The sequence below is a fragment of the Rhodobacter ferrooxidans genome (assembly GCF_000176015.1).
GTDB lineage: Bacteria > Pseudomonadota > Alphaproteobacteria > Rhodobacterales > Rhodobacteraceae > Pseudorhodobacter_B > Pseudorhodobacter_B ferrooxidans.
In genome coordinates this window covers 1-24,189 of record NZ_ACYY01000030.1, presented here as the reverse complement: position 1 = coordinate 24,189, position 24,189 = coordinate 1, and the positions used below count along the sequence as shown (strand labels likewise).

The 24,189-nt window shown below is 63.3% G+C and carries 18 protein-coding genes and 1 tRNA gene; 18 read left to right on the top strand and 1 reads right to left on the bottom strand.

The window, feature by feature from the left end:
- Positions 1-2 precede the first annotated feature (2 nt).
- Complete coding sequence (locus RSW2DRAFT_RS15770; protein ID WP_008032755.1) at positions 3-902, bottom strand: hydrogen peroxide-inducible genes activator; 900 nt, start codon at positions 900-902, stop codon at positions 3-5.
- A 129-nt stretch (positions 903-1,031) separates the two neighbouring features.
- Between RSW2DRAFT_RS15770 and katG the strand changes: the two genes are divergently transcribed.
- The 18 genes from katG to fusA all read left to right on the top strand — a co-directional run bounded on the left by katG (position 1,032) and on the right by fusA (position 24,088).
- Positions 1,032-3,203, top strand: coding sequence for a catalase/peroxidase HPI (gene katG, locus RSW2DRAFT_RS15765; RefSeq protein WP_008032754.1), 2,172 nt, complete (start codon positions 1,032-1,034; stop codon positions 3,201-3,203).
- 173 nt (positions 3,204-3,376) lie between these two features.
- On the top strand, positions 3,377-4,582 hold the full coding sequence (trpB, locus tag RSW2DRAFT_RS15760) for a tryptophan synthase subunit beta (RefSeq protein WP_008032752.1): 1,206 nt from the start codon (positions 3,377-3,379) through the stop codon (positions 4,580-4,582).
- Positions 4,583-4,747: 165 nt separating this feature from the next.
- Positions 4,748-5,533, top strand: coding sequence for a lytic murein transglycosylase (locus RSW2DRAFT_RS15755; protein WP_040672437.1), 786 nt, complete (start codon positions 4,748-4,750; stop codon positions 5,531-5,533).
- A gap of 53 nt (positions 5,534-5,586) precedes the next feature.
- Positions 5,587-5,661, top strand: a tRNA-Glu gene (locus RSW2DRAFT_RS15750).
- 299 nt (positions 5,662-5,960) lie between these two features.
- Positions 5,961-6,161: a preprotein translocase subunit SecE gene (gene secE / locus RSW2DRAFT_RS15745; RefSeq protein ID WP_008032748.1), complete on the top strand. Its 201-nt coding sequence runs from the start codon at positions 5,961-5,963 to the stop codon at positions 6,159-6,161.
- A 186-nt stretch (positions 6,162-6,347) separates the two neighbouring features.
- Positions 6,348-6,884 carry a transcription termination/antitermination protein NusG gene (nusG, locus tag RSW2DRAFT_RS15740; RefSeq protein ID WP_008032747.1) on the top strand — a complete coding sequence of 179 codons (537 nt, stop codon included), beginning with the start codon at positions 6,348-6,350 and terminating at the stop codon, positions 6,882-6,884.
- An 84-nt stretch (positions 6,885-6,968) separates the two neighbouring features.
- Complete coding sequence (gene rplK / locus RSW2DRAFT_RS15735) at positions 6,969-7,421, top strand: 50S ribosomal protein L11 (RefSeq protein ID WP_008032745.1); 453 nt, start codon at positions 6,969-6,971, stop codon at positions 7,419-7,421.
- Positions 7,422-7,423: 2 nt separating this feature from the next.
- Complete coding sequence (rplA, locus tag RSW2DRAFT_RS15730) at positions 7,424-8,122, top strand: 50S ribosomal protein L1 (RefSeq protein ID WP_008032744.1); 699 nt, start codon at positions 7,424-7,426, stop codon at positions 8,120-8,122.
- Positions 8,123-8,356: 234 nt separating this feature from the next.
- On the top strand, positions 8,357-8,872 hold the full coding sequence (gene rplJ / locus RSW2DRAFT_RS15725) for a 50S ribosomal protein L10 (RefSeq protein WP_008032741.1): 516 nt from the start codon (positions 8,357-8,359) through the stop codon (positions 8,870-8,872).
- 65 nt (positions 8,873-8,937) lie between these two features.
- The gene (rplL, locus tag RSW2DRAFT_RS15720; RefSeq protein ID WP_008032740.1) at positions 8,938-9,312 is read left to right on the top strand and encodes a 50S ribosomal protein L7/L12; all 375 of its coding nucleotides are present in this window, start codon (positions 8,938-8,940) and stop codon (positions 9,310-9,312) included.
- Positions 9,313-9,555: 243 nt separating this feature from the next.
- On the top strand, positions 9,556-13,689 hold the full coding sequence (gene rpoB, locus RSW2DRAFT_RS15715; protein ID WP_008032739.1) for a DNA-directed RNA polymerase subunit beta: 4,134 nt from the start codon (positions 9,556-9,558) through the stop codon (positions 13,687-13,689).
- A 90-nt stretch (positions 13,690-13,779) separates the two neighbouring features.
- Entirely contained in the window at positions 13,780-18,018 is a 4,239-nt protein-coding gene (gene rpoC, locus RSW2DRAFT_RS15710; protein ID WP_008032737.1) for a DNA-directed RNA polymerase subunit beta', read from the top strand.
- 103 nt (positions 18,019-18,121) lie between these two features.
- The gene (locus RSW2DRAFT_RS15705; protein ID WP_198008125.1) at positions 18,122-18,949 is read left to right on the top strand and encodes a glycosyltransferase; all 828 of its coding nucleotides are present in this window, start codon (positions 18,122-18,124) and stop codon (positions 18,947-18,949) included.
- Between the two features lie 61 nt (positions 18,950-19,010).
- The gene (locus tag RSW2DRAFT_RS15700; RefSeq protein ID WP_198008124.1) at positions 19,011-19,823 is read left to right on the top strand and encodes a glycosyltransferase; all 813 of its coding nucleotides are present in this window, start codon (positions 19,011-19,013) and stop codon (positions 19,821-19,823) included.
- Between the two features lie 105 nt (positions 19,824-19,928).
- The gene (locus tag RSW2DRAFT_RS15695; RefSeq protein ID WP_008032733.1) at positions 19,929-20,807 is read left to right on the top strand and encodes a DMT family transporter; all 879 of its coding nucleotides are present in this window, start codon (positions 19,929-19,931) and stop codon (positions 20,805-20,807) included.
- 279 nt (positions 20,808-21,086) lie between these two features.
- Positions 21,087-21,458, top strand: a complete 372-nt coding sequence (gene rpsL / locus RSW2DRAFT_RS15690) for a 30S ribosomal protein S12 (protein WP_008032731.1) — start codon at positions 21,087-21,089, stop codon at positions 21,456-21,458.
- 12 nt (positions 21,459-21,470) lie between these two features.
- A complete protein-coding gene (gene rpsG, locus RSW2DRAFT_RS15685; RefSeq protein ID WP_008032729.1) occupies positions 21,471-21,941 on the top strand; it encodes a 30S ribosomal protein S7 in 471 nt (156 codons plus the stop codon).
- Positions 21,942-21,964: 23 nt separating this feature from the next.
- On the top strand, positions 21,965-24,088 hold the full coding sequence (fusA, locus tag RSW2DRAFT_RS15680) for an elongation factor G (RefSeq protein ID WP_008032728.1): 2,124 nt from the start codon (positions 21,965-21,967) through the stop codon (positions 24,086-24,088).
- Positions 24,089-24,189: the final 101 nt, after the last annotated feature.

Here is a 24,189-nt window from a genome sequence, read left to right as displayed (position 1 = left end):
GCTCAGGTGTTGTGCGGCATCCCCGCCGCGCGCACCAGCCCGGCCACATGCACCAGTTGTTCCGACAGCGGGTTGGTGCGGCGCCAGACCATGCCGATGGTGCGGCTTGGCCGCGGGCTGGCCAGCCGCGCCACCGACACCTGCGCCGAGCGCGTCTCGATCGGGATGGCCATCTGCGGGATCAGGGTGACGCCGATGCCGGCACCCACCATCTGCACCAGCGTGGTCAGCGAGGAGCCCTCCATCAGGTCGCGCGGCTCGGAGGCCGACATCTTGCAGAACGACAGCGCCTGATCGCGGAAGCAATGGCCTTCCTCCAGCAACAGCAGCCGCATCTCGCGCAGGGTTTCGGGGTTGGGCACCGGCAGGTCTGCATCGGCGGCCGGGCGCACCAGCACGAATTCCTCGGCAAACAGCGGCTGTTCGTGCAGGCTGGGTTCGGATACCGGCAGCGCGACGATGGCGGTATCCAGCCGCCCCTCGATCAGATCCTTGACCAGCTTGGCGGTCACCGCCTCGCGCGGGCGCAGATCAAGCCCCGGAAACCGCTGCGAAAGTTTCTGGATGATTTCCGGCAGCAGATAGGGGGCGACGGTCGGGATGACGCCGATCCGCAGCCGCCCGGTCAGCGGGCTGAAGGCGGCGCGGGCCAGATCGCCCAGTTCATCAACCTCGCGCAGGATGGCGCGGGCGCGCAGGGCGAAGGCCTCGCCCAGGCTGGTCAGCCGGATCTGCCGCGGCCCGCGCTCGATCAGCGGCGCGCCCAGCAGCGCCTCCAGTTCCTTCATCTGCATCGACAGCGCGGGCTGCGAGATGGCGCAAGCCTCGGCGGCGCGCCCGAAATGGCCGTGCCGGGCCAGCGCCTCGAAGTAGTGCAGGTGTCGCATGGTCAAGCCATTCATAAGCGCAGGATATCGCCGCGATAAGAAAATGCAAATTCTGTTTATCGCTGTGCTGTGCTAGGCTGTCGCAGGACGTGAATTGCCTGCCTTGGCAGGCGTTGTGCGGTTGTGCAGAAACGGGAGAGAGACATGGACGGAAATGACAGCGGCTCGGGCGGCAAATGCCCGGTGATGCATGGCGCCAACACCACCACCAGCGCCTCGGTGATGGACTGGTGGCCCAATGCGCTGAACCTGGACATCCTGCACCAGCATGACACGAAAACCAACCCGCTGCCGGGGTTCGATTACCGCAAGGCACTGGAATCGCTGGACGTCGCGGCGCTGAAGGCCGATCTGACCGCACTGATGACCGACAGTCAGGACTGGTGGCCCGCCGACTGGGGCCATTACGGCGGGTTGATGATCCGCATGGCCTGGCATGCTGCGGGCACCTATCGCACCGCCGATGGCCGCGGCGGGGCGGGCACCGGCAACCAGCGCTTTGCGCCGCTGAACTCCTGGCCCGACAACACCAACCTCGACAAGGCCCGCCGCCTGCTGTGGCCGATCAAGAAGAAATACGGCAACCAGATCAGCTGGGCCGATCTGATCATTCTGGCGGGCAATGTCGCCTACGAATCGATGGGGCTGAAGACCTTCGGCTTCGGCTTTGGCCGCGAGGATATCTGGCACCCGGAGCAGGACATCTACTGGGGTGCCGAAAAGGAATGGCTGGCACCCTCGGACAGCCGCTATGGCGATCTGGCCAACCCCGCGACCATGGAAAACCCGCTGGCTGCGGTGCAGATGGGGCTGATTTATGTGAACCCGCAGGGGGTGAACGGCCAGCCCGACCCGGTAAAGACCGCAGCGCAAGTGCGCGAGACCTTCGCCCGCATGGCGATGGATGACGAGGAAACCGTGGCGCTGACCGCAGGCGGCCATACCGTCGGCAAGACCCACGGCAACGGCGATGCCGAACTGCTTGGCCCCAGCCCGGAAGGCGCGGATGTGGCCGAGCAGGGTCTGGGCTGGATGAACCACACCAGCCGTGGCGTCGGGCGCAACACCGTCACCTCGGGGATCGAGGGGGCCTGGACCACGCATCCGACCAAATGGGACAACGGCTATTTCGATCTGCTGCTGGGCTATGACTGGTGGCTGGCCAAATCCCCCGCCGGGGCCTGGCAATGGGAGCCGATCGGCATCAAGCCGGAAGACATGCCGGTGGACGTGGAAGACCCGTCGATCCGCTGCAAGCCGATCATGACCGACGCCGACATGGCGATGCGCTTTGACCCCGAATACCGCAAGATCGCCGAGCGGTTCCACAACGACCCGGCCTATTTCAGCGAGGTGTTCGCCCGCGCCTGGTTCAAGCTGACCCACCGCGACATGGGGCCGAAGGCGCGCTATGTCGGCCCGGAAGTGCCGGCCGAAGACCTGATCTGGCAAGACCCGGTGCCTGCGGGCCGCAAGGACTATGACGTGGCGGCGGTGAAGGCGCAGATCGCGGCCTCGGGGCTTTCGGTTGCCGACATGGTCGCCACCGCCTGGGACAGTGCGCGCACCTTCCGCGGCTCGGACAAGCGCGGCGGGGCCAATGGCGCGCGTATCCGTCTGGCGCCGCAGAAGGATTGGGCCGGCAACGAGCCTGCCCGTCTGGCGCGGGTGCTGGCGGCGCTGGGGCCGATTGCGGCGGCCAGCGGTGCCAGCCTGGCGGATGTGATCGTGCTGGCGGGCAATCTTGGCGTCGAACAGGCGGCCAAGGCGGCGGGCTTTGACGTGGCGGTGCCGTTTGCACCGGGTCGCGGCGATGCCAGCGAGGCGCAGACCGACACGGACTCCTTTGCCGTGCTGGAGCCGGTGGCCGATGGCTTCCGCAACTGGCTGAAGCAGGATTACGTGGTCAGCGCCGAGGAACTGCTGCTGGACCGTAGCCAGTTGATGGGCCTGACGGCACAGGAAATGACCGTGCTGGTCGGCGGCATGCGGGTGATCGGCACCAACCATGGTGGCGCAGCGCATGGCGTGCTGACCAGCCGGGTCGGGGCGCTGAGCAACGATTTCTTTGTCAACCTGACCGACATGGCCAACACCTGGAAACCCGCGGGCAAAAACCTTTACCAGATCACCGACCGCAAAAGCGGCGCGGTGAAATGGACGGCGACGCGGGTCGATCTGGTGTTCGGCTCGAACTCGGTGCTGCGTGCCTATGCCGAGGTCTATGCCCAGGACGACAGCAAGGCCAAGCTGGTGCAGGATTTCATCGCCGCCTGGACCAAGGTGATGAACGCCGACCGCTTCGATCTGGCCTGAAAACCGCCGCCCCGCACGACCCTGACGGGTAGTGCGGGGCGGTTTGCCTTCCGGCCCTGGCAGACCTGCCGCGCCGCCGCCCCGGCCTTGCGGCCTGCGACCACAAACGCGCTTGGCCAGAAGCCTTTGCCCTGACATTGTGCGCACGACCCAACCCCGAGGAGACGTGCCCGATGAGCGCCTATCTGAAATCCCACCCGACCCGCGAAGGCTTTTTCGGCGCTTATGGCGGGGCCATGCTGCCGCCTCCGTTGGTGCCGCATTTCGCGGCGATCCGCGAGGCCTATGACCGGCTGTCGAAATCGGCCGATTTCATCAACGAGCTGCGCTATATCCGCAAGCATTTTCAGGGGCGGCCGACGCCGATCTCGCATCTGAAGAACCTGTCGGCGATCTGCGGCGGTGCGCAGCTTTATGCCAAGCGCGAGGATCTGAACCACACCGGCGCCCACAAGCTCAATCACTGCATGGCCGAAGGCCTGCTGGCGCGGTTCATGGGCAAGACCAAGCTGATGGCGGAAACCGGGGCAGGGCAGCACGGGGTGGCGCTGGCCACGGCGGCGGCCTATTTCGGCATGGAATGTGAGATCCATATGGGCGAAATCGACATCGCCAAGGAAGCACCGAACGTCACCCGCATGAAGCTGCTGGGCGCCACGGTGGTGCCGGTATCTTTCGGCGGGCGGTCGCTGAAAGAGGCGGTGGACAGTTGCTTCATGAGCTACATGAGCCAGGCCGATACCGCGCTGTTTGCCATCGGTTCTGTGGTGGGGCCGCATCCCTTCCCGATGATGGTGCGCGATTTCCAGCACGTCGTGGGGGTCGAAGCGCGCGAGCAGTTCCTTGATATGACAGGCGAATTGCCCGATATCGTCACTGCCTGCGTCGGCGGCGGGTCGAACGCCATGGGCATCTTCTCGGGCTTCATCGACGATGATGTGGCGCTGTATGGGGTGGAGCCCTGCGGCACCTCGTCGAAGCTGGGCGAGCATGCGGCGACCATCACCTATGGGGTGGACGGCGAAATTCACGGCTTCAAGACCATGGTGCTGAAGGACGCCGCCGGTGAACCGGCACCGGTGCACACCATCGCCTCGGGGCTGGATTATCCGGGCGTCGGGCCGGAGCACGCCTATCTGCACCGCACCGGCCGGGTGAACTATACCGGCGCCGATGACAAGGAAGCACTGGGGGCGTTCTTTGCGCTGTCGCGGCACGAGGGCATCATTCCGGCGCTGGAAAGCGCGCATGCGGTGGCTTTTGCAATGCGCGAGGCCAAGGCGCATCCGGGCAAGTCGATCCTGATCAACCTGTCGGGGCGCGGCGACAAGGACATCGACTACGTCACCGAAAACCACGGCTTTGGCGAAGGCCTCTGACGCCGGCTTGGCCCTTCGCCTGGAAATGGCGGGCGAGGGGCCAATGATATTTTCGATTGCGGCAGCGTGGTTTGGCCGCAGTCGCTCTTGCATGGCCCGGCGATCTGAATAGACTGCCGCTGTCCATGGATCAGGGTGCGCTTCGTGTTTCTTCACAAATTCATTATGCCGATCATTACCGCCGTTCTGCTGACCTCTGCCCCCGCGGCACAGGCCGCCACCTGCGGCAACACCTCCAGCGGCTTCGAGGCCTGGAAAGCCGAAATGGCCGACGAGGCTGCCAGCGCCGGGGTGGGCAAGCGCGGCATCGCGGCATTGATGGGGGCCAGCTACGCCACCAGGACCATAGGTGCTGACCGCAACCAGAAAAGCTTCAAATACACCCTGGCGAAGTTCCTGCAGGTGCGTGGTGCCGATACGATCGTATCGCAGGGCCGCAAACGCCTGGCACAATCGCCCGAGTTCTACGCCTCGCTGGAACGCCGCTTTGGCGTGCCCGCCGGGGTGGTGATCGCCATTCACGGCATGGAAACCGGCTTTGGGGGCTTCATGGGCGACAGCAACGTGGTCTCGGCCATCGCCACGCTGGCCTATGACTGCCGCCGGACCGAGTTCTTTACCGGCCACCTGCTGGCCGCGCTGAAACTGGTGGATCAGGGCACCATCAGTGCCGCCACCATCGGTGCCAAGCATGGTGAGGTGGGCCACACCCAGTTCCTGCCCGGCAACGTGCTGCGCTATGGTGTGGACGGCGACGGCGACGGTCGGATCGATCTGTCGAACCAGTCCGATGCGCTGGCCTCGACCGCGAATTACCTGGCGGCAAAGGGCTGGCGGCCGGGGGCGGGGTTCCAGAAGGGCGAGCCGAATTTCGCGGTGATCAAGGAATGGAACGCCGCGACGGTCTATCAGGAAGCCATCGCCATCATGGGCGCGCGGATCGGCGGCTGAGGCGGATTTTCCCCCTTGCGCAAGGCCTTGCCGTGGCCTAAACGACCCATCGTGGCCCGTTCGTCTATCGGTTAGGACACCAGGTTTTCAACCTGGTAAGAGGGGTTCGACTCCCCTACGGGCTGCCACTTCGATGTGACAAGCGCATTGTCTTATCGCAGAAAATCTCGGTCTTATCGCAGAAAATCTCAAAACTTGGGCCGATGACCTGCAACTGGTGTTGCTGCAGCGTTTTGGGCGGATGCCTGTGCCCGGTGCGGTGTGGGCCGGCTTCGGTCCTGTCGGTTCGGCGGGGCGGGCCGGGTCGCGATCAAAGCGCTGCCGGCACCATAATGCTGCAATTGATGCTCGATCACCCCAGGATAACCGGCTTGAAATCCGCCGACCAAGCGCGTATCTGCGCTGCAACGCAATGCAGGAAACCATGATGGCCAAGGCGAACCCCCTTCAGTTTATCCAGCAGGTCCGCTCGGAGGTCTCCAAGGTGGTCTGGCCGACCCGGCGCGAAGTCATGCTGACCACCATCATGGTTTTCATCATGGCTGCGCTGGCCGCGACGTTCTTTTCGCTGGTCGATATCGTCCTGCGGTTCGGGCTTTCCACGGTGCTGACCAGCTTCGGCAGTTAAGCCGCGACGCTGCGTTTTTCCTTGAATTCGGGCGTGCGGGGCTGTAAGCCCGCGTCAAGAAATGGAAACCGGCGCGCAGCGATTCGTGTTGCGCGCTGTTTTTTGTTCGGGTGGCTGGCCGTATAACCGGCTGAAATAAAAAGAACTTCCGTGGGATTTGCCGCGGGTTAAGAAGGTGTCTGAGGCATGGCAAAGCGGTGGTATTCGGTGAGCGTTCTCTCGAATTTCGAGAAGAAGATCGCCGAACAGATCAAGACAGCCGTTGCCGAGGCCGGTCTGCAGGACGAGATCGAAGAAGTTCTGGTGCCCACCGAAGAGGTGATCGAGGTGCGGCGCGGCAAGAAGGTGACCTCCGAGCGGCGCTTCATGCCCGGCTATGTGCTGGTGCGGATGGAGATGACCAACAAGGGCTATCACCTGATCTCGTCGATCAACCGCGTCACCGGCTTTCTGGGCCCGCAGGGCAAGCCGCAGGCGATGCGCGATTCGGAAGTGAACGCCATCCTGAACCGGGTCGAGGAAGGTCTGGAAGCGCCGCGCAACCTGATCCGCTTTGAAATCGGCGAGCAGGTGCAAGTGTCCGATGGCCCGTTCGAGGGCTTTACCGGCATGGTGGAAGACGTTGACGAAGGCCACAGCCGCCTGAAGGTGACCGTGTCGATCTTTGGCCGTGCCACCCCGCTGGAACTGGAATTCACCCAGGTGACCAAAAACCTGACGTGACCGTGTGGGAGGCGCGCGCGGCTCGTCCGTGACAGACCGAACCACTAAATTGCCCCGCGTGGGCGGTGAAAAAGGAGAGGCCAGATGGCCAAGAAGATTATCGGCAGCCTGAAGCTGCAAGTGAAGGCGGGGCAAGCCAACCCGTCCCCGCCGGTCGGCCCCGCTTTGGGCCAGCGCGGCTTGAACATCATGGCGTTTGTCAAGGAATTCAACGCCAAGACCGCCGATGCCGAGCCGGGCACGCCCACTCCGGTCATCATCACCTACTATCAGGACAAGTCGTTCAGCCTGCAGTTCAAGACCGCTCCGGCCTCGTTCATGCTGAAAAAGGCGGCGGGTCTGCCCCCGGTGGGCAAGCGCAACCGTGCCAAGGGGTCGGTGAAGCCGGGCCATGTGGTCGCCGGTTCGGTGACCGTGGCGCAAGTGCGCGCCATTGCCGAAGCCAAGATGAAAGACCTGAACGCCAATGACGTCGAAGCGGCGATGCAGATCATCCTCGGCTCGGCCAAATCCTGCGGTATCGAGGTGAAGGCATAATCATGGCAAAGCTTGGAAAACGCACCCGCGCCGCTCGTGAAGCCTTCGCGGGCAAGGATCTGATCTCGGTCGAAGCCGCCGTGGCGCTGATCAAGAAATCGGCCACCGCTAAATTCGACGAAACCCTGGAAATCGCCATGAACCTCGGGGTTGACCCGCGGCACGCCGACCAGATGGTGCGTGGCGTCGTGGCGCTGCCGAACGGCACCGGCAAGGTTGTCCGCGTGGCGGTGTTCGCCCGTGGTGCCAAGGCTGATGAAGCCAAGGCCGCTGGTGCCGACATCGTCGGTGCCGAAGACCTGATGGAAACCATCCAGTCCGGCAAGATCGAGTTCGACCGTTGCATCGCGACGCCGGACATGATGCCGCTGGTCGGCCGTCTGGGCAAGATCCTGGGGCCGCGCAACCTGATGCCGAACCCGAAGGTCGGCACCGTCACCATGGACGTGAAAACCGCGGTCGAAGCGGCCAAGGGCGGCGAAGTGCAGTTCAAGGTCGAAAAGGCCGGCGTGATCCATGGCGGCATCGGCAAGGTGTCGTTCTCGGACGAGAAACTGGCGCAGAACATCCGCGCCTTCGTGGACGCCGTGTCGCGCGCCAAGCCCTCGGGCGCCAAGGGCACCTATCTGAAGAAGGTGTCGCTGGCCTCGACCATGGGTCCGGGCGTGGCGGTCGATCTGGCCTCGGCCACGGCCAAGTAAGAATTCCCCGGTCGCAAGGCCGGGCGAACGGCGGGGCCTCCAAAGGCCCTGTCCTGTCCGAGACGGTGGGTGGCGCAAGCCTTAATTTCCTGCCCGAGATGGGGATCGAGACGAATTTCCGCGGGGGCAACCCTTCGGCATTTCTGGCCTCGGGACCCGGAAACGGACCCGAACGCCCCCGTTCGCGGGGGCAAACATGAGCCGGGGGGAAACCCCCAACCTTGGAGTGAAACTGTGGATAGAGCCCAGAAAGAGAAAGTGGTCGGGGAACTCGACCAGATCTTCGCAAGCTCTGGCGTTGTTGTGGTTGCACACTACGCAGGTATTACGGTTGCACAGATGCAGGACCTGCGCGCAGAAATGCGTGCCGTTGGCGGGTCCGTCCGCGTTGCCAAGAACAAGCTCGCCAGAATTGCCCTGGAAGGGAAGCCCGCTGCAAAGATGGGTGACCTGCTGACGGGCATGACCGTGATGGCCTATTCCGAGGACCCCGTCGCTGCGGCGAAGGTTGCGGATGCCTATGCCAAGAAGAACGACAAGTTCGTTATTCTGGGCGGGGCGATGGGCGACACGATCCTGGATCCGGCCGGTGTGAAAGCCGTGGCCTCCATGCCGTCGCGCGAGGAGCTTATTGCTTCGATCGTGGCGTGTATCGGTGCGCCCGCCTCCAGCATTGCCGGCGCCATTGGCGCGCCTGCTTCGAACATCGCAAGCATTCTGTCTACCATCGAGGAAAGGGCTGCGGCCTGATCTTCGAAACCTGCGTGGGCCTGCCCCACCTCGTTGGAACCCCTCTTTAACGAACGGAACTGAAAATGACCGATCTGAACAAACTCGCCGAAAGCATCGTGGGCCTGACCCTGCTGCAAGCGCAAGAACTGAAGACCATCCTGAAAGACAAATACGGCATCGAACCGGCGGCTGGCGCTGCGGTTGCCGTGGCTGGCCCGGCGGCGGCTGCTGCTGCTCCGGTCGAAGAGCAGACCGAATTCGACGTCGTGCTGACCGAAGCCGGCCCGAACAAGATCAACGTGATCAAGGAAGTGCGCGCGATCACCGGTCTGGGCCTGAAAGAAGCCAAGGACCTGGTCGAAGCTGGCGGCAAGGTGAAGGAAGGCGTCTCGAAAGCCGACGCCGAAGGCTTCAAGAAGAAGCTGGAAGAAGCCGGCGCCAAAGTCGAGCTGAAGTAATCGGGCGGGTGCCGTTGGCGCCCTGACCGCAAGATACCGGCTGGGTCCGAAGCAATTCGGGCCCGGCCATTCGCGTCTTGGCAGCGGCTTCCGCAAGGAAACCCCTTCCAAGGCGCGGCAAAGGTTCGGGAGCAGACCGGTGGGACGGGCTGCATGTATGGAACCTGCCCCCGGTTTCGCAAGCGGCGATGCCCCGTGACCCCGACGGTGCGCGCCCGCGAATGATGAAAGGTGACTTCGAGCATGGCTCAGAGCTACGTCGGCCAGAAGCGTATCCGCCGCTACTTTGGCAAAATCCGTGAAGTCCTGGAGATGCCGAACCTGATCGAGGTTCAGAAATCCTCCTACGACCTGTTCCTGAAATCCGGCGACGGCCCCAAGCCCACCGATGGTGACGGCATTCAGGGCGTGTTCCAGTCGGTGTTTCCGATCAAGGACTTCAACGAGACCTCGGTGCTGGAGTTCGTGAAATACGAGCTGGAAAAGCCGAAATATGACGTGGACGAGTGCCAGTCGCGCGACATGACCTATGCGGCGCCCTTGAAGGTGACGCTGCGGCTGATTGTGTTCGATATCGACGAGGATACCGGCGCGCGCTCGGTCAAGGACATCAAGGAACAGGACGTCTACATGGGCGACATGCCCCTGATGACGCAGAACGGCACCTTTGTCGTCAACGGCACCGAGCGGGTGATCGTTTCCCAGATGCACCGCAGCCCCGGCGTGTTCTTCGACCATGACAAGGGCAAGACCCATTCCTCGGGCAAGCTGCTCTTCGCCTGCCGGATCATTCCCTACCGCGGCTCGTGGCTGGATTTCGAGTTCGACGCCAAGGACATCGTGTTCGCCCGCATCGACCGTCGCCGCAAGCTGCCGGTGACGACGCTGCTGTTTGCCATGGGGATGGATCAGGAAGGCATCATGGATGCCTATTACGAGACCGTCGCCTTCAAGCATGAAAAGAACAAGGGCTGGGTCAGCCGCTTCTTCCCCAAACGCATGAGCGGCACCCGTCCGGCCTTCGATCTGGTGGATGCGGCGACCGGCGAGGTCATCCTGAAGGCGGGCGAGAAAGTCACGCCGAAGATGGCCAATTCCTGGATGAAGGACGGCAAGATCACCGATCTGCTGCTTCCGTTCGACCAGATCCTGGGCCGCTATGTTGCCAAGGACATCATCAACGAAACCACCGGCGAAATCTGGGTCGAGGCCGGTGACGAGCTGACCATGGAATACGACCGCGATGGCGCGGTGAAGGGCGGCAGCCTGAAAGTGCTGCTGGACAACGGCATCACCGATATCCCGGTGCTGGACATCGACAATGTCACCGTCGGCCCCTACCTGCGCAACACCATGCACGCCGACAAGAACCTGGGCCGCGACACAGCACTCATGGATATCTACCGCGTCATGCGCCCCGGCGAGCCGCCGACGGTCGAGGCTGCCAGCCAGTTGTTCGACACGCTGTTCTTCGATAGCGAGCGGTATGACCTGTCGGCCGTGGGCCGGGTCAAGATGAACATGCGGCTGGACCTGAAGGCGCCGGACACCCAGCGCACGCTGGACCGCGCCGACATCATCGCCTGCATCAAGGCGCTGACCGAATTGCGCGACGGCAAGGGCGAGATCGACGATATCGACCACCTCGGCAACCGCCGGGTGCGCTCGGTTGGCGAGTTGATGGAGAACCAGTATCGCGTCGGTCTGCTGCGCATGGAGCGCGCGATCAAGGAGCGGATGAGTTCGGTCGAGATCGACACCATCATGCCGCAAGACCTGATCAACGCCAAACCGGCGGCGGCGGCGGTGCGGGAATTCTTCGGCTCCTCGCAGCTGTCGCAGTTCATGGACCAGACCAACCCGCTGTCGGAAGTGACGCACAAGCGCCGCTTGTCGGCCCTGGGGCCGGGCGGTCTGACCCGCGAGCGTGCCGGCTTCGAAGTCCGCGACGTGCACCCGACCCACTATGGCCGGATGTGCCCGATCGAGACGCCGGAAGGCCAGAACATCGGCCTGATCAACAGCTTGGCCACCTTTGCGCGGGTCAACAAGTATGGCTTCATCGAGACGCCCTATCGCAAGGTGATCGACGGCAAGGTGACCGACGAGGTCGTCTATATGTCAGCGACCGAGGAAATGCGGCACACCGTGGCGCAGGCCAACGCGGCGCAGGATGCCGAAGGCCGGTTCACCGATGACCTGATCTCCAGCCGGAAATCGGGCGAGTTCATGCTGAACCCGCCGGACGCCATCGACCTGATCGACGTGTCGCCCAAGCAGTTGGTGTCGGTCGCGGCCTCGCTGATTCCGTTCCTGGAAAACGACGACGCCAACCGCGCCCTGATGGGGTCGAACATGCAGCGTCAGGCGGTGCCTTTGCTGCAATCGGACGCGCCGTTTGTCGGCACCGGTATCGAGGCGGTTGTTGCGCGCGATAGTGGCGCCGCCATCATGGCCCGCCGCGCCGGCGTGATCGACCAGGTTGACGCCACCCGCATCGTGGTGCGCGCCACCGAGATGCTGGACCCGGCCGAGCCGGGCGTCGATATCTACCGTCTGCGCAAGTTCAAACGCTCGAACCAGTCGTCCTGCATCAACCAGCGGCCGCTGGTGAAGGTGGGCGATGTGGTGACCCGCGGCGAGGTGGTGGCCGATGGCCCCTGCACCGACATGGGCGAGCTGGCTTTGGGGCGCAACATCGTCGTCGCCTTCATGCCGTGGAATGGCTACAACTATGAAGACTCCATCCTGATCAGCGAGCGTATCCTGCGCGACGACGTGTTCACCTCGATCCACATCGAGGAATACGAAGTGGCGGCGCGCGACACCAAGCTGGGGCCGGAAGAGATCACCCGCGATATCCCGAACGTCGGCGAGGAAGCCCTGCGCAACCTTGACGAGGCCGGGATTGTCTATATCGGCGCCGAAGTGCAGCCGGGCGACATTCTGGTGGGCAAGATCACCCCCAAGGGGGAGTCGCCCATGACGCCGGAAGAAAAGCTGCTGCGCGCCATCTTCGGCGAAAAGGCCAGCGACGTGCGCGACACCTCGCTGCGGCTGCCGCCGGGGGCGTTTGGCACCATCGTCGAAGTGCGGGTGTTCAACCGGCACGGCGTCGACAAGGACGAGCGCGCCCTGCAGATCGAGCGGGAAGAAGTGGAACGGCTGTCGCGCGACCGCGACGACGAGCTGGCCATTCTGGAACGCAACATCTACTCGCGTCTGAAAACCCTGATCATGGGCAAGGTCGCCGTGAAAGGCCCCAAAGGCGTCAAGGCCGGGTCCGAGATCAACGACGAGCTGCTCTCCACCCTGTCGCGCGGCCAGTATTGGCAGTTGGCGCTGGGTGAAGAGGCCGATGCCAAGGAGGTCGAGGCGCTGCACGACCAGTTCGAGGCGCAGAAACGCGCGCTGGACAACCGCTTTGACGACAAGGTGGAAAAGGTGCGGCGTGGCGACGATCTGCCCCCCGGCGTGATGAAGATGGTCAAGGTGTTCGTGGCGGTGAAGCGCAAGCTGCAACCGGGCGACAAGATGGCCGGTCGTCACGGCAACAAGGGCGTGATCTCCAAGGTGGTGCCGATGGAAGACATGCCGTTCCTGGCGGACGGCACGCCGGTCGATTTCTGCCTCAACCCGCTGGGCGTGCCCAGCCGGATGAACGTCGGGCAGATTCTGGAAACCCACATGGGCTGGGCCGCGCGTGGCCTGGGCATCAAGATCGACGATGCGCTGAAGGAATACCGCCGGTCGGGCGATCTGACCCCGGTGCGCGAGGCGGTGCGTCATGCTTACGGCGACGAAACCTATGAAGCCGCCTTTGCCGACCGCAACGAGGCTGATCTGGTGGAACTGGCCGGCAACGTCACCCGTGGCGTGCCGATCTCGTCGCCGGTGTTCGACGGCGCGAAAGAGGCCGACGTGAACGACGCGCTGCGCCGCGCCGGGTTCGACACCTCGGGGCAGTCGGAAGTGTTCGATGGCCGCACCGGCGAGAAATTCGCCCGTCCGGTCACCGTGGGCGTGAAATACATGCTCAAGCTGCACCACCTGGTTGACGACAAGCTGCATGCCCGCTCCACCGGGCCTTACAGCCTGGTCACCCAGCAACCGCTGGGCGGCAAGGCGCAGTTCGGCGGTCAGCGCCTTGGGGAAATGGAGGTCTGGGCGCTGGAAGCTTACGGCGCCGCCTACACCCTGCAGGAAATGCTGACGGTGAAGTCGGACGACGTGGCCGGCCGGACCAAGGTCTACGAAAGCATCGTCAAGGGCGAGGACAATTTCGAAGCGGGCGTGCCCGAGTCGTTCAACGTCCTGGTCAAGGAAGTGCGCGGCCTCGGCCTCAACATGGAACTCCTGGATGCGGAGGAGGAGTGAGGACCAAAAATCTTCGAAGATTTTTGCAAATTCCTTGCAAGGAATTTGGCTCTCACCTTCTGACCGCAGCCCTCTTATTGGGAAGATGAAATGAACCAGGAACTCTCGACCAACCCGTTCAACCCGGTTGCCCCGATCAAGACCTTCGACGAAATCAAGATCAGCCTGGCCTCGCCAGAGCGGATCCTGTCGTGGTCGTTCGGCGAGATCAAGAAGCCGGAAACCATCAACTACCGCACCTTCAAGCCGGAGCGTGACGGGCTGTTCTGCGCCCGGATCTTCGGGCCGATCAAGGACTACGAATGTCTGTGCGGCAAATACAAGCGCATGAAATATCGCGGCGTGGTCTGCGAGAAATGCGGCGTTGAAGTCACCTTGCAGAAGGTGCGGCGCGAGCGGATGGGCCATATCGAACTGGCAGCACCCGTCGCCCACATCTGGTTCCTGAAGTCCTTGCCCAGCCGCATCGGCCTGATGCTGGACATGACGCTGCGCGATCTGGAACGCATCCTCTACTTCGAAAACTATGTGGTGATCGAGCCGGGTCTGACCGACCTGACCTATGGCCAGTTGATGACCGAGGAAGAATTCCTTGATGCGCAGGACCAGTATGGCGCCGACGCCTTCACCGCCAACATCGGTGCCGAAGCGATCCGCGAAATGCTGGCCGCCATTGATCTGGACGCCACTGCCGACCAGTTGCGCGAAGACCTGAAGGAAGCCACCGGCGAGTTGAAGCCGAAGAAGATCATCAAGCGGCTGAAGATCGTCGAAAGCTTCCTTGAATCCGGCAACCGGCCGGAGTGGATGGTGCTGACCGTTCTGCCGGTGATCCCGCCGGAGCTGCGCCCCTTGGTGCCGCTGGACGGTGGCCGCTTTGCCACCTCGGACCTGAACGACCTGTATCGTCGCGTCATCAACCGCAACAACCGTCTGAAGCGGCTGATCGAATTGCGCGCGCCCGACATCATCGTGCGCAACGAAAAGCGCATGCTGCAGGAAGCGGTCGATGCGCTGTTTGACAACGGCCGTCGTGGCCGGGTGATCACTGGCACCAACAAGCGCCCGCTGAAATCGCTGTCCGACATGCTGAAGGGCAAGCAGGGCCGCTTCCGCCAGAACCTTCTGGGCAAGCGGGTGGACTTCTCGGGCCGTTCGGTGATCGTGACCGGGCCGGAGTTGAAGCTGCACCAGTGCGGGTTGCCGAAGAAGATGGCGCTGGAGCTGTTCAAGCCGTTCATCTACTCGCGGCTGGAGGCCAAGGGGCTTTCCTCGACCGTCAAGCAGGCCAAGAAGCTGGTGGAAAAAGAACGTCCCGAGGTTTGGGACATTCTGGACGAAGTGATCCGCGAACACCCGGTTCTCTTGAACCGCGCGCCGACGTTGCACCGGTTGGGGATTCAGGCCTTCGAGCCGATCCTGATCGAGGGCAAGGCGATCCAGCTTCACCCGCTGGTCTGCTCGGCCTTCAACGCCGACTTCGACGGCGACCAGATGGCGGTTCACGTGCCCCTTTCGCTGGAAGCCCAGTTGGAAGCCCGCGTGTTGATGATGTCGACCAACAACGTGCTGTCGCCCGCCAACGGCGCGCCGATCATCGTGCCGTCGCAGGACATGGTGCTGGGGATCTATTACACCACCATGCAGCGCAAGGGCATGACCGGCGAAGGCATGGCGTTCTCGGACATGGACGAGGTCGAACATGCGCTGGCCGCCGGGGCCGTGCATCTGCACGCCGGTATCCGCGCCCGCATCCGTCAGATCGACGAGCATGGCAACGAGGTCTGGAAGCGTTACGACACCACGCCGGGCCGGCTGCGGCTGGGCAACCTGCTGCCGCTGAACGCCAAGGCGCCGTTCGATCTGGTGAACCGGCTGCTGCGCAAGAAAGACGTCCAAACCGTCATCGACACCGTCTATCGCTACTGCGGCCAGAAGGAATCGGTGATTTTCTGCGACCAGATCATGGGTCTGGGCTTCCGCGAGGCGTTCAAGGCCGGGATTTCCTTCGGCAAGGACGACATGCTGATCCCCGACAACAAGTGGGAAACCGTCAATCTGGTCCGCGATCAGGTGAAGGAATTCGAGCAGCAGTATATGGACGGCCTGATCACTCAGGGCGAAAAATACAACAAGGTGGTCGATGCCTGGTCGAAATGCTCTGACAAGGTGGCGGCAGACATGATGTCCGCGATCTCGGCGGTGCGCTATGACGATGCCGGGGCGGAAAAGGAACCGAACTCGGTTTACATGATGTCGCACTCCGGGGCGCGTGGCTCGCCGGCGCAGATGAAGCAGTTGGGCGGCATGCGCGGTCTGATGGCCAAGCCCTCGGGCGAGATCATCGAGACGCCGATCATCTCGAACTTCAAGGAAGGTCTGACCGTTCTTGAATACTTCAACTCGACCCACGGCGCCCGCAAGGGTCTGGCCGATACCGCGCTGAAAACCGCGAACTCGGGCTATCTGACGCGGCGTCTGGTGGACGTGGCGCAGGATTGCATCGTGCGCAGCCACGATTGCGGCACCGAAAACGCCATCACGGCCGTTGCGGCGGTGAATGACGGCGAGGTGGTCTCCTCTCTGGCCGAGCGTATCCTTGGCCGGACGGCGGCGGATGACATCCTGGTTCCGGGCACCGATCAGGTGATCGTGGCACGGGGCGAGCTGATCGACGAACGCCGGGCCGACCTGATCGACCAGGCGGGCGTGGCTTCGGCGCGTATCCGCAGCCCGCTGACCTGCGAGGCCGAGGAAGGCGTTTGCGCCATGTGCTACGGGCGCGACCTTGCCCGCGGCACGCTGGTCAACCAGGGCGAAGCGGTGGGCATCATCGCGGCGCAGTCGATCGGCGAGCCGGGCACCCAGTTGACGATGCGGACCTTCCACATCGGCGGCATCGCCCAGGGCGGCCAGCAGTCGTTCCTCGAAGCCAGCCAGGAAGGCAAGATCGAGTTCCGCAATGCCAGCCTGCTGGAAAACGCCAATGGCGAGTTCATCGTCATGGGCCGCAACATGAGCATCGCCATCATCGACGATGCCGGGCAGGAACGCGCGACCCACAAGGTCAGCTACGGTGCCAAGGTTCACAGCAAGGACGGCATGGCGGTGAAACGCGGTGCCAAGCTGTTCGAATGGGACCCCTACACCCTGCCGATCATCGCCGAAAAGGGCGGTGTGGCGCGGTTCGTCGATCTGGTCTCGGGCATTTCGGTGCGCGAGGATACCGACGAGGCGACCGGCATGACCCAGAAGATCGTGTCCGACTGGCGCTCGGCGCCCAAGGGCAATGATCTGAAGCCGGAAGTCATCATCATGGACCCGGTGTCGGGTGAACCGGTGCGCAACGAAGCCGGCAATCCGATCACCTATCCGATGTCGGTGGATGCCATCCTGTCGGTCGAGGACGGTCAGGATATCCGCCCCGGCGACGTGGTGGCGCGTATCCCGCGTGAAGGTGCCAAGACCAAGGACATCACCGGCGGTCTGCCGCGGGTGGCCGAACTGTTCGAAGCCCGTCGCCCGAAGGATCACGCGATCATCGCGGAATCCGATGGCTATGTGCGCTTCGGCAAGGACTACAAGAACAAGCGCCGCATCACCATCGAGCCGGTGGACGATACCATCCACCCGATGGAATACATGGTGCCGAAGGGCAAACACATTCCGGTTCAGGAAGGTGATTTTGTCCAGAAGGGCGACTACATCATGGACGGCAACCCCGCCCCGCACGATATCTTGCGGATTTTGGGGGTCGAGGCGCTGGCCAACTACATGATCGACGAAGTGCAGGACGTCTATCGCCTGCAGGGCGTGAAGATCAACGACAAGCATATCGAGGTGATCGTGCGGCAGATGCTGCAGAAGTTCGAAATCCTTGATAGTGGCGAGACCACGCTTTTGAAGGGCGAGAACGTCGACAAGGCCGAGTTGGACGAATACAACAACAAGGCCCTGGCGCATGGCATGCGTCCGGCGATTGCCGAGCCGATCCTGCTGGGCATCACCAAGGCAAGCTTGCAGACCCGCAGCTTCATCTCGGCGGCGTCATTCCAGGAAACCACCCGCGTGCTGACCGAAGCCTCGGTTCAGGGCAAGCGCGACAAGCTGGTGGGTCTGAAGGAGAACGTCATCGTCGGTCGTCTGATCCCGGCGGGCACCGGTGGTGCCACCAGCCGCGTCAAGAAGATCGCCGCCGACCGCGACCTGAAGGTGGTCGAGTCGCGTCGCCACGAGGCCGAAGCCGCGGCGGCGCTGGCAGCCCCGGTGTTCGATGTGGCCGAAGCTGACAGCGGTCTGGTGGAAACCGTCGAAGACCGCGATCTGTGATCGGCTGACCTGCAGCAACAGCCCTCCGTCCGCAAGGACGGGGGGCTTTTTTCATGGGCCTGCCCATGCAAGGATGCGCCGTCAGCGGTGCGATGGGGTGGGCATGAAGATACAGGCTCTGGGTCTTTGCCGGTTCTCCTATCCCGCCGAGGGCGGCTTTCAGGTGATCCACGGCAACACCGCCGCCCGCAGCGCCGCACTTTTCCACCCCGACCGGCTGGCGCAGCGGTTCATGTGGTTCGAACATGTCTGCCTGCCTGGCTGGGCCGGGCAGACCGACCCGGATTTCACGCTGCTGGTGCTGACCGGCAGCGACCTGCCGCAGCCCTGGCTGGACCGCTTGCGCGCGCTGACCGCCCGGGTGCCGCAGATGCAGATTGTGCAAGAGGCTCCGGCGCCGCACCGCACCATCTGCCGCGAGGTGATGCAGCGCAACGCCGACCCCGAGGCCGACCTGATCGCCGAGTTCCGCCATGACGACGACGATGCTGTGGCTTTCGATTTCATCGCCCGTTTGCGCGCCGACACCGGCCTGCTGCGCGGGTTTCTGCGCAGCCACCGGATGCTGTCGCTGGATTACGCCCGCGGTTTCGTGCTGTCCGCCGATGCGGGCACCCTCAGCTTGCACCCGCGGATCGAAACCCGGCTGACAGCGGCGCTGGCCATCGTCAAGCGGCCACGGCTGCCGCGCTCGGTGCTGGATTTCCCGCATCAGCGGCTGACGGCCTTGATGCCGGGGCTGACCTTGCAGGACAGTCTGATGTATGTGCGCGGCAAACATGGCAGCAACGACAGTTCGATCTCGCTGACCAGCGGTCATACGCTGGAGATGGAGCCGGCGGCGGCGGCGCAGGCGCTGCGCCAGCGGTTCGGCATTGATCTGGCGGGGTTTCAGGCGGTGCTGGCCGCCATGCCTGCCAGCGCCAGCTAAACCGTTTCCCTTGCGCGCCTTGCGTTGCTAGCATGGCGGCGGGGCAGGCGGAGCAGTGCGGGTGGCGGCAGTATTCAGAAACCAGATCATCGGGCTGGTGCGGTTTTCCTACCCGTCGAATGGCGGCTTTACCAAGACCGTCGCTGATCCCGCCGCGTTGGAGGCACAGCTTTACGACCCCGACCGGCTGCAACGCCGGTTCGACCTGTTCGAGAAGCTGACGCTGCCCTCGCTGCTGGCGCAAACCGATGACGGCTTTCAGACCGTCTTCCTGACCGGGCGCAATCTGCCAGAGCCGGCGATGAAGCGGCTGCGCGACGTGGTGGCGCCACTGAAGGGCGCCAAGGTGGTGGCGATGGCCGCCTTCAAGCATTACCCGGCGATGCAGCGCGCCTTTGCCGGCCTGCGCAATGACAGTGCCAGCCATTTCACCAGCTTCCGGCTGGACGACGACGATGCGCTGGACCGCGGCTTCGTCACCCGGTTGCGCAAGATCACCCGGGCGCTGGTGACGGCGCGGGGCAGCGACCGACCGCTGGCCGTCGGTTTCAACCGCGGGCTGTTTCTGGAAAAGAAGGCCGAGGGCAACACGCTTTACGAGGTGACGGAAAAGCTGCCGCTGGGCATCGGCCTTGGCCTGTGCGTGCCTGCCGGGTCGGACGAGAACATCTTTCGGCGCAACCACCGCCATCTGCCGCAGTATTATTCCACCTACACCGACGCCGACACTCCCGCCTTCATCCGCAGCGTGCATGCCGACAACGACAGCCAGCCCAATGCCAGCGGCCTGATCGCGCACCCCTCTGACGACGAATTGCGGGCGATGCTGAAGCGGCATTTCCCCTTCACCCTGGAACAATTGCGCGGGTTCTGAACTGGCAGCGCGTCGGCGGGCCTGCTAAAGCGCGTCAGGCAAAAGTGGATACCGGTTTTGCCGCCAGACGCGCGCTGGTAGGGAGGCGCAAATCAGGGGCAGGGCATGGCGATCTCGGACAATCTGCGCGGCGCGATCTACATGAACATCGCCATGCTGGCCTTCACGCTGGGCGATAGCTGCATGAAGGCGGTGACGCAGACCCAGCCGCTGTATCAGACCATGCTGCTGCGCGGGATTCTGACCACGTCCGTGCTGTTCGGGTTGGCCTGGGCCACTGGCGCCTTGCGGGCGCGGGTCGGCGGGCGGGATGTGGCAATGCTGGGCTGGCGGGTGGTGGGCGAGATCGGCTCGACCATCACCTTCTTTCTGGCGCTGATGCAGATGCCGCTGGCCAACCTGTCGGCGGTGATGCAGTTCGTGCCCTTGGCGGTGACGCTGGCGGCAGCACTGTTCCTGCGCGAGCCGCTGGGCTGGCGGCGGTTGTCAGCAATTTTCGTGGGCTTTCTGGGCGTGCTCTTGATCATCCGCCCCGGCACCAGCGGCTTTGACATCTGGTCGGTGGTCGGGCTGGCATCGGTGGGCTTTGTGGTGCTGCGCGATCTGTCCACCCGCAAGCTTTCCCGCGCCGTGCCCTCGGCGCTGGTGGCGCTGACCGCAAGCGTTTCGGTGACGCTGATGGGCGGGGTTGGGGCGCTGTTTCAGGGCTGGCAGGCGGTCGGCGGCTGGGAGGCGCTGCTGATCGTGGCGGCGGCCTGCAACCTGATCATCGGCTATCTGACGGTGGTGATGGTGATGCGGGTGGGCGATCTGGGCTTTATCGCCCCCTTCCGCTATACCGCGCTTCTTTGGGCCATTCTGCTGGGCTGGCTGGCTTTCGACACCCTGCCCGATGGCTGGACCATTGCGGGGGCCGCGATCGTGGTGGCGACCGGCATTTTCGCCCTACTGCGCGAGCGCAGGCTGGCGCGCGGCAGGGGCTGAAACCAGCCTTCGGGGTGTGTTGACATCCCCCGCGACTCCCCCTATACGCCGCGTGACCGAGAGACAGGCTTGCCCTGATTTCGGGAAATAAAAGACTGAAGTGGTCAAGATCCGGGCCGAAACGCTCCGATCCTCTGGAATTCCACCGCACCGTCCCCGCGAAGGGGGCGCCTGCGGTATTTGTGTTTTGCGGTCGCGTAAAGCACTTGTGAAGAAAATGCCCCCGGAAAAGTCGCTGACGGGCGACGTGATAACGGGTTGCAACAAAGGGCGAACCGAATGCCGACGATCCAGCAGCTTATCCGCAAACCGCGGGAGCCGAACGTAAGAAGGTCCAAGTCTCAGCACCTGGAATCCTGCCCGCAGAAGCGTGGTGTCTGCACCCGCGTCTACACGACGACGCCGAAGAAGCCGAACTCGGCCATGCGGAAAGTCGCAAAGGTCCGTTTGACCAACGCTTTCGAGGTGATCTGCTACATCCCCGGCGAAAAGCACAACCTTCAGGAACACTCGGTGGTTCTGATCCGCGGCGGCCGTATCAAAGACCTTCCCGGCGTCCGTTACCACATTCTGCGCGGTGTGCTTGATACCCAGGGTGTCAAGGAACGTCGCCAGCGCCGGTCGAAATACGGCGCAAAGCGTCCGAAATAAGGAGAACGACAGATGTCCCGTCGTCACGCCGCCGAAAAGCGCGAAATTCTGCCGGATGCCAAATATGGCGATACGGTCCTGACCAAGTTCATGAACAACCTGATGATCGACGGCAAGAAATCTGTCGCCGAATCCATCGTCTACAACGCGCTGGAGCGGGTGCAGACCCGTCTGAAGCGCGAACCCATCGAGGCCTTCCACGAGGCGCTCGACAACGTGAAGCCTTCGGTCGAAGTGCGCTCGCGTCGGGTTGGCGGTGCGACCTATCAGGTGCCGGTCGAAGTGCGGGTTGAACGCCGCGAAGCCCTGGCGATCCGCTGGCTGATCATCGCGGCGCGCAAGCGCAACGAGAACACCATGGAAGAACGCCTGGCCGCCGAACTGGCCGATGCGGTGAACAACCGTGGCACCGCGGTGAAGAAGCGCGAAGACACCCACAAGATGGCCGACGCCAACAAAGCGTTCAGCCATTACCGCTGGTAACAAAGAAAGCCTGAGGCAGCCCAATGGCACGCGAATACCCCCTGAACCGCTACCGTAACTTCGGGATCATTGCCCATATCGACGCGGGCAAGACCACGACGACCGAGCGGATTCTGTATTACACCGGCAAATCCCACAAGATCGGCGAGGTGCATGATGGCGCCGCGACGATGGACTGGATGGAGCAGGAACAGGAACGCGGCATCACCATCACCTCGGCGGCGACCACCACGTTCTGGGAACGGACCGTGGATGCCGGGCTGGCTCATGCGCAGAAAGACAAATACCGCTTCAACATCATCGACACCCCCGGCCACGTCGACTTCACCATCGAAGTCGAACGTTCGCTGGCGGTGCTGGATGGTGCCGTGGTGCTGCTGGACGGCAACGCCGGTGTGGAACCGCAGACCGAAACCGTCTGGCGTCAGGCCGACCGTTACAAGGTGCCGCGCATCGTCTTCGTCAACAAGATGGACAAGACCGGCGCCGATTTCTACAACTGCATCAAGATGATCGCAGACCGCACCGGCGCCAAGCCGATGCCGGTGCAGATCCCGATCGGGGCCGAAGACAAGCTGGAAGGCATTGTCGATCTGATCACCATGGAAGAATGGGTCTATGAGGGCGAAGACCTGGGCGCCTCCTGGGTGCGCCAGCCGGTTCGCGCCGAGCTGAAAGCCACCGCCGACGAATGGCGCCACCACATGCTGGAGCTTGCGGTCGAGCAGGACGACGACGTGATGGAAGCCTATCTGGAAGGCAACGAGCCGTCGGAAGACGTGCTGCGCGGCCTGATCCGCAAGGGCTGCCTCGCGCTGGACTTCGTGCCGGTGCTGGCGGGCTCTGCCTTCAAGAACAAGGGCGTGCAGCCGATGCTGAACGCCGTGATCGACTATCTGCCGAACCCGCTGGACGTGCCGCCCTACCTGGGCTTCGCGCCGGGCGACGAGACCGAGACCCGCAATATCGAGCGGTCGGCCGATGACGCGCAGCCGTTCTCGGCGCTGGCGTTCAAGATCATGAACGACCCCTTCGTGGGCTCGCTGACCTTCACGCGCATCTATTCGGGCGTGCTGAAGAAGGGCGACGCCATGCTGAACGCGACCAAGGAACGCAAGGAACGCGTTGGCCGCATGATGATGATGCACGCCATCAACCGTGAAGAGATCGACGAGGCCTTTGCCGGCGACATCATCGCGCTGGCCGGGCTGAAGGAAACCACCACGGGTGACACGCTGTGTGATCCGGCCAAGCCGGTGGTTCTGGAAACCATGACCTTCCCGCAGCCGGTGATCGAGATCGCCGTCGAGCCGAAGACCAAGGCCGACCAGGAAAAGATGGGCATCGCCCTTGCCCGTCTGGCCGCCGAAGACCCGTCGTTCCGCGTCGAAACCGATTTCGAATCGGGCCAGACCATCATGAAGGGCATGGGCGAGTTGCACCTCGACATCCTCGTTGACCGCATGCGGCGCGAGTTCAAGGTCGAGGCCAACATCGGTGCGCCGCAGGTGGCCTACCGCGAGACCATCTCGCGCGAAGCCGAAATCGACTACACCCACAAGAAACAGACCGGCGGCACGGGCCAGTTCGCCCGCATCAAGCTGATCATCACCCCGACCGAGCCGGGCGTTGGCTACTCGTTCGAATCCAAGGTGGTGGGCGGTTCGGTGCCGAAGGAATACATCCCCGGTGTCGAAAAAGGCATCAAGTCGGTGATGGATTCGGGCCCGCTGGCCGGTTTCCCGGTGATCGACTTCAAGGTGGCGCTGGTGGACGGCGCCTACCATGACGTTGACTCGTCGGTGCTGGCCTTTGAAATCGCCGCCCGGGCCGGGATGCGCGAAGGTCTGAAGAAAGCCGGGGCCAAACTGCTGGAACCGATCATGAAAGTCGAAGTTGTCACCCCGGAAATGTATACCGGCGGCATCATCGGCGACCTGACCTCGCGTCGGGGCATGGTGCAGGGGCAGGACAGCCGCGGCAACGCCAATGTCATCACCGCGATGGTTCCGCTGGCCAACATGTTCGGCTACATCAACACCCTGCGCTCGATGTCTTCGGGTCGGGCGAACTTCTCGATGCAGTTCGACCATTACGACGCCGTGCCGCAGAACATCTCGGACGAGATCCAGAAGAAATACGCTTAACCGGTGTGGCGGGGTGAACCCCGCCCTACCACCCCGTAGGGCGGGGTTCACCCCGCCGCATCCGAACCGCACAGGAGGCCATCATGGCAAAGGCAAAGTTT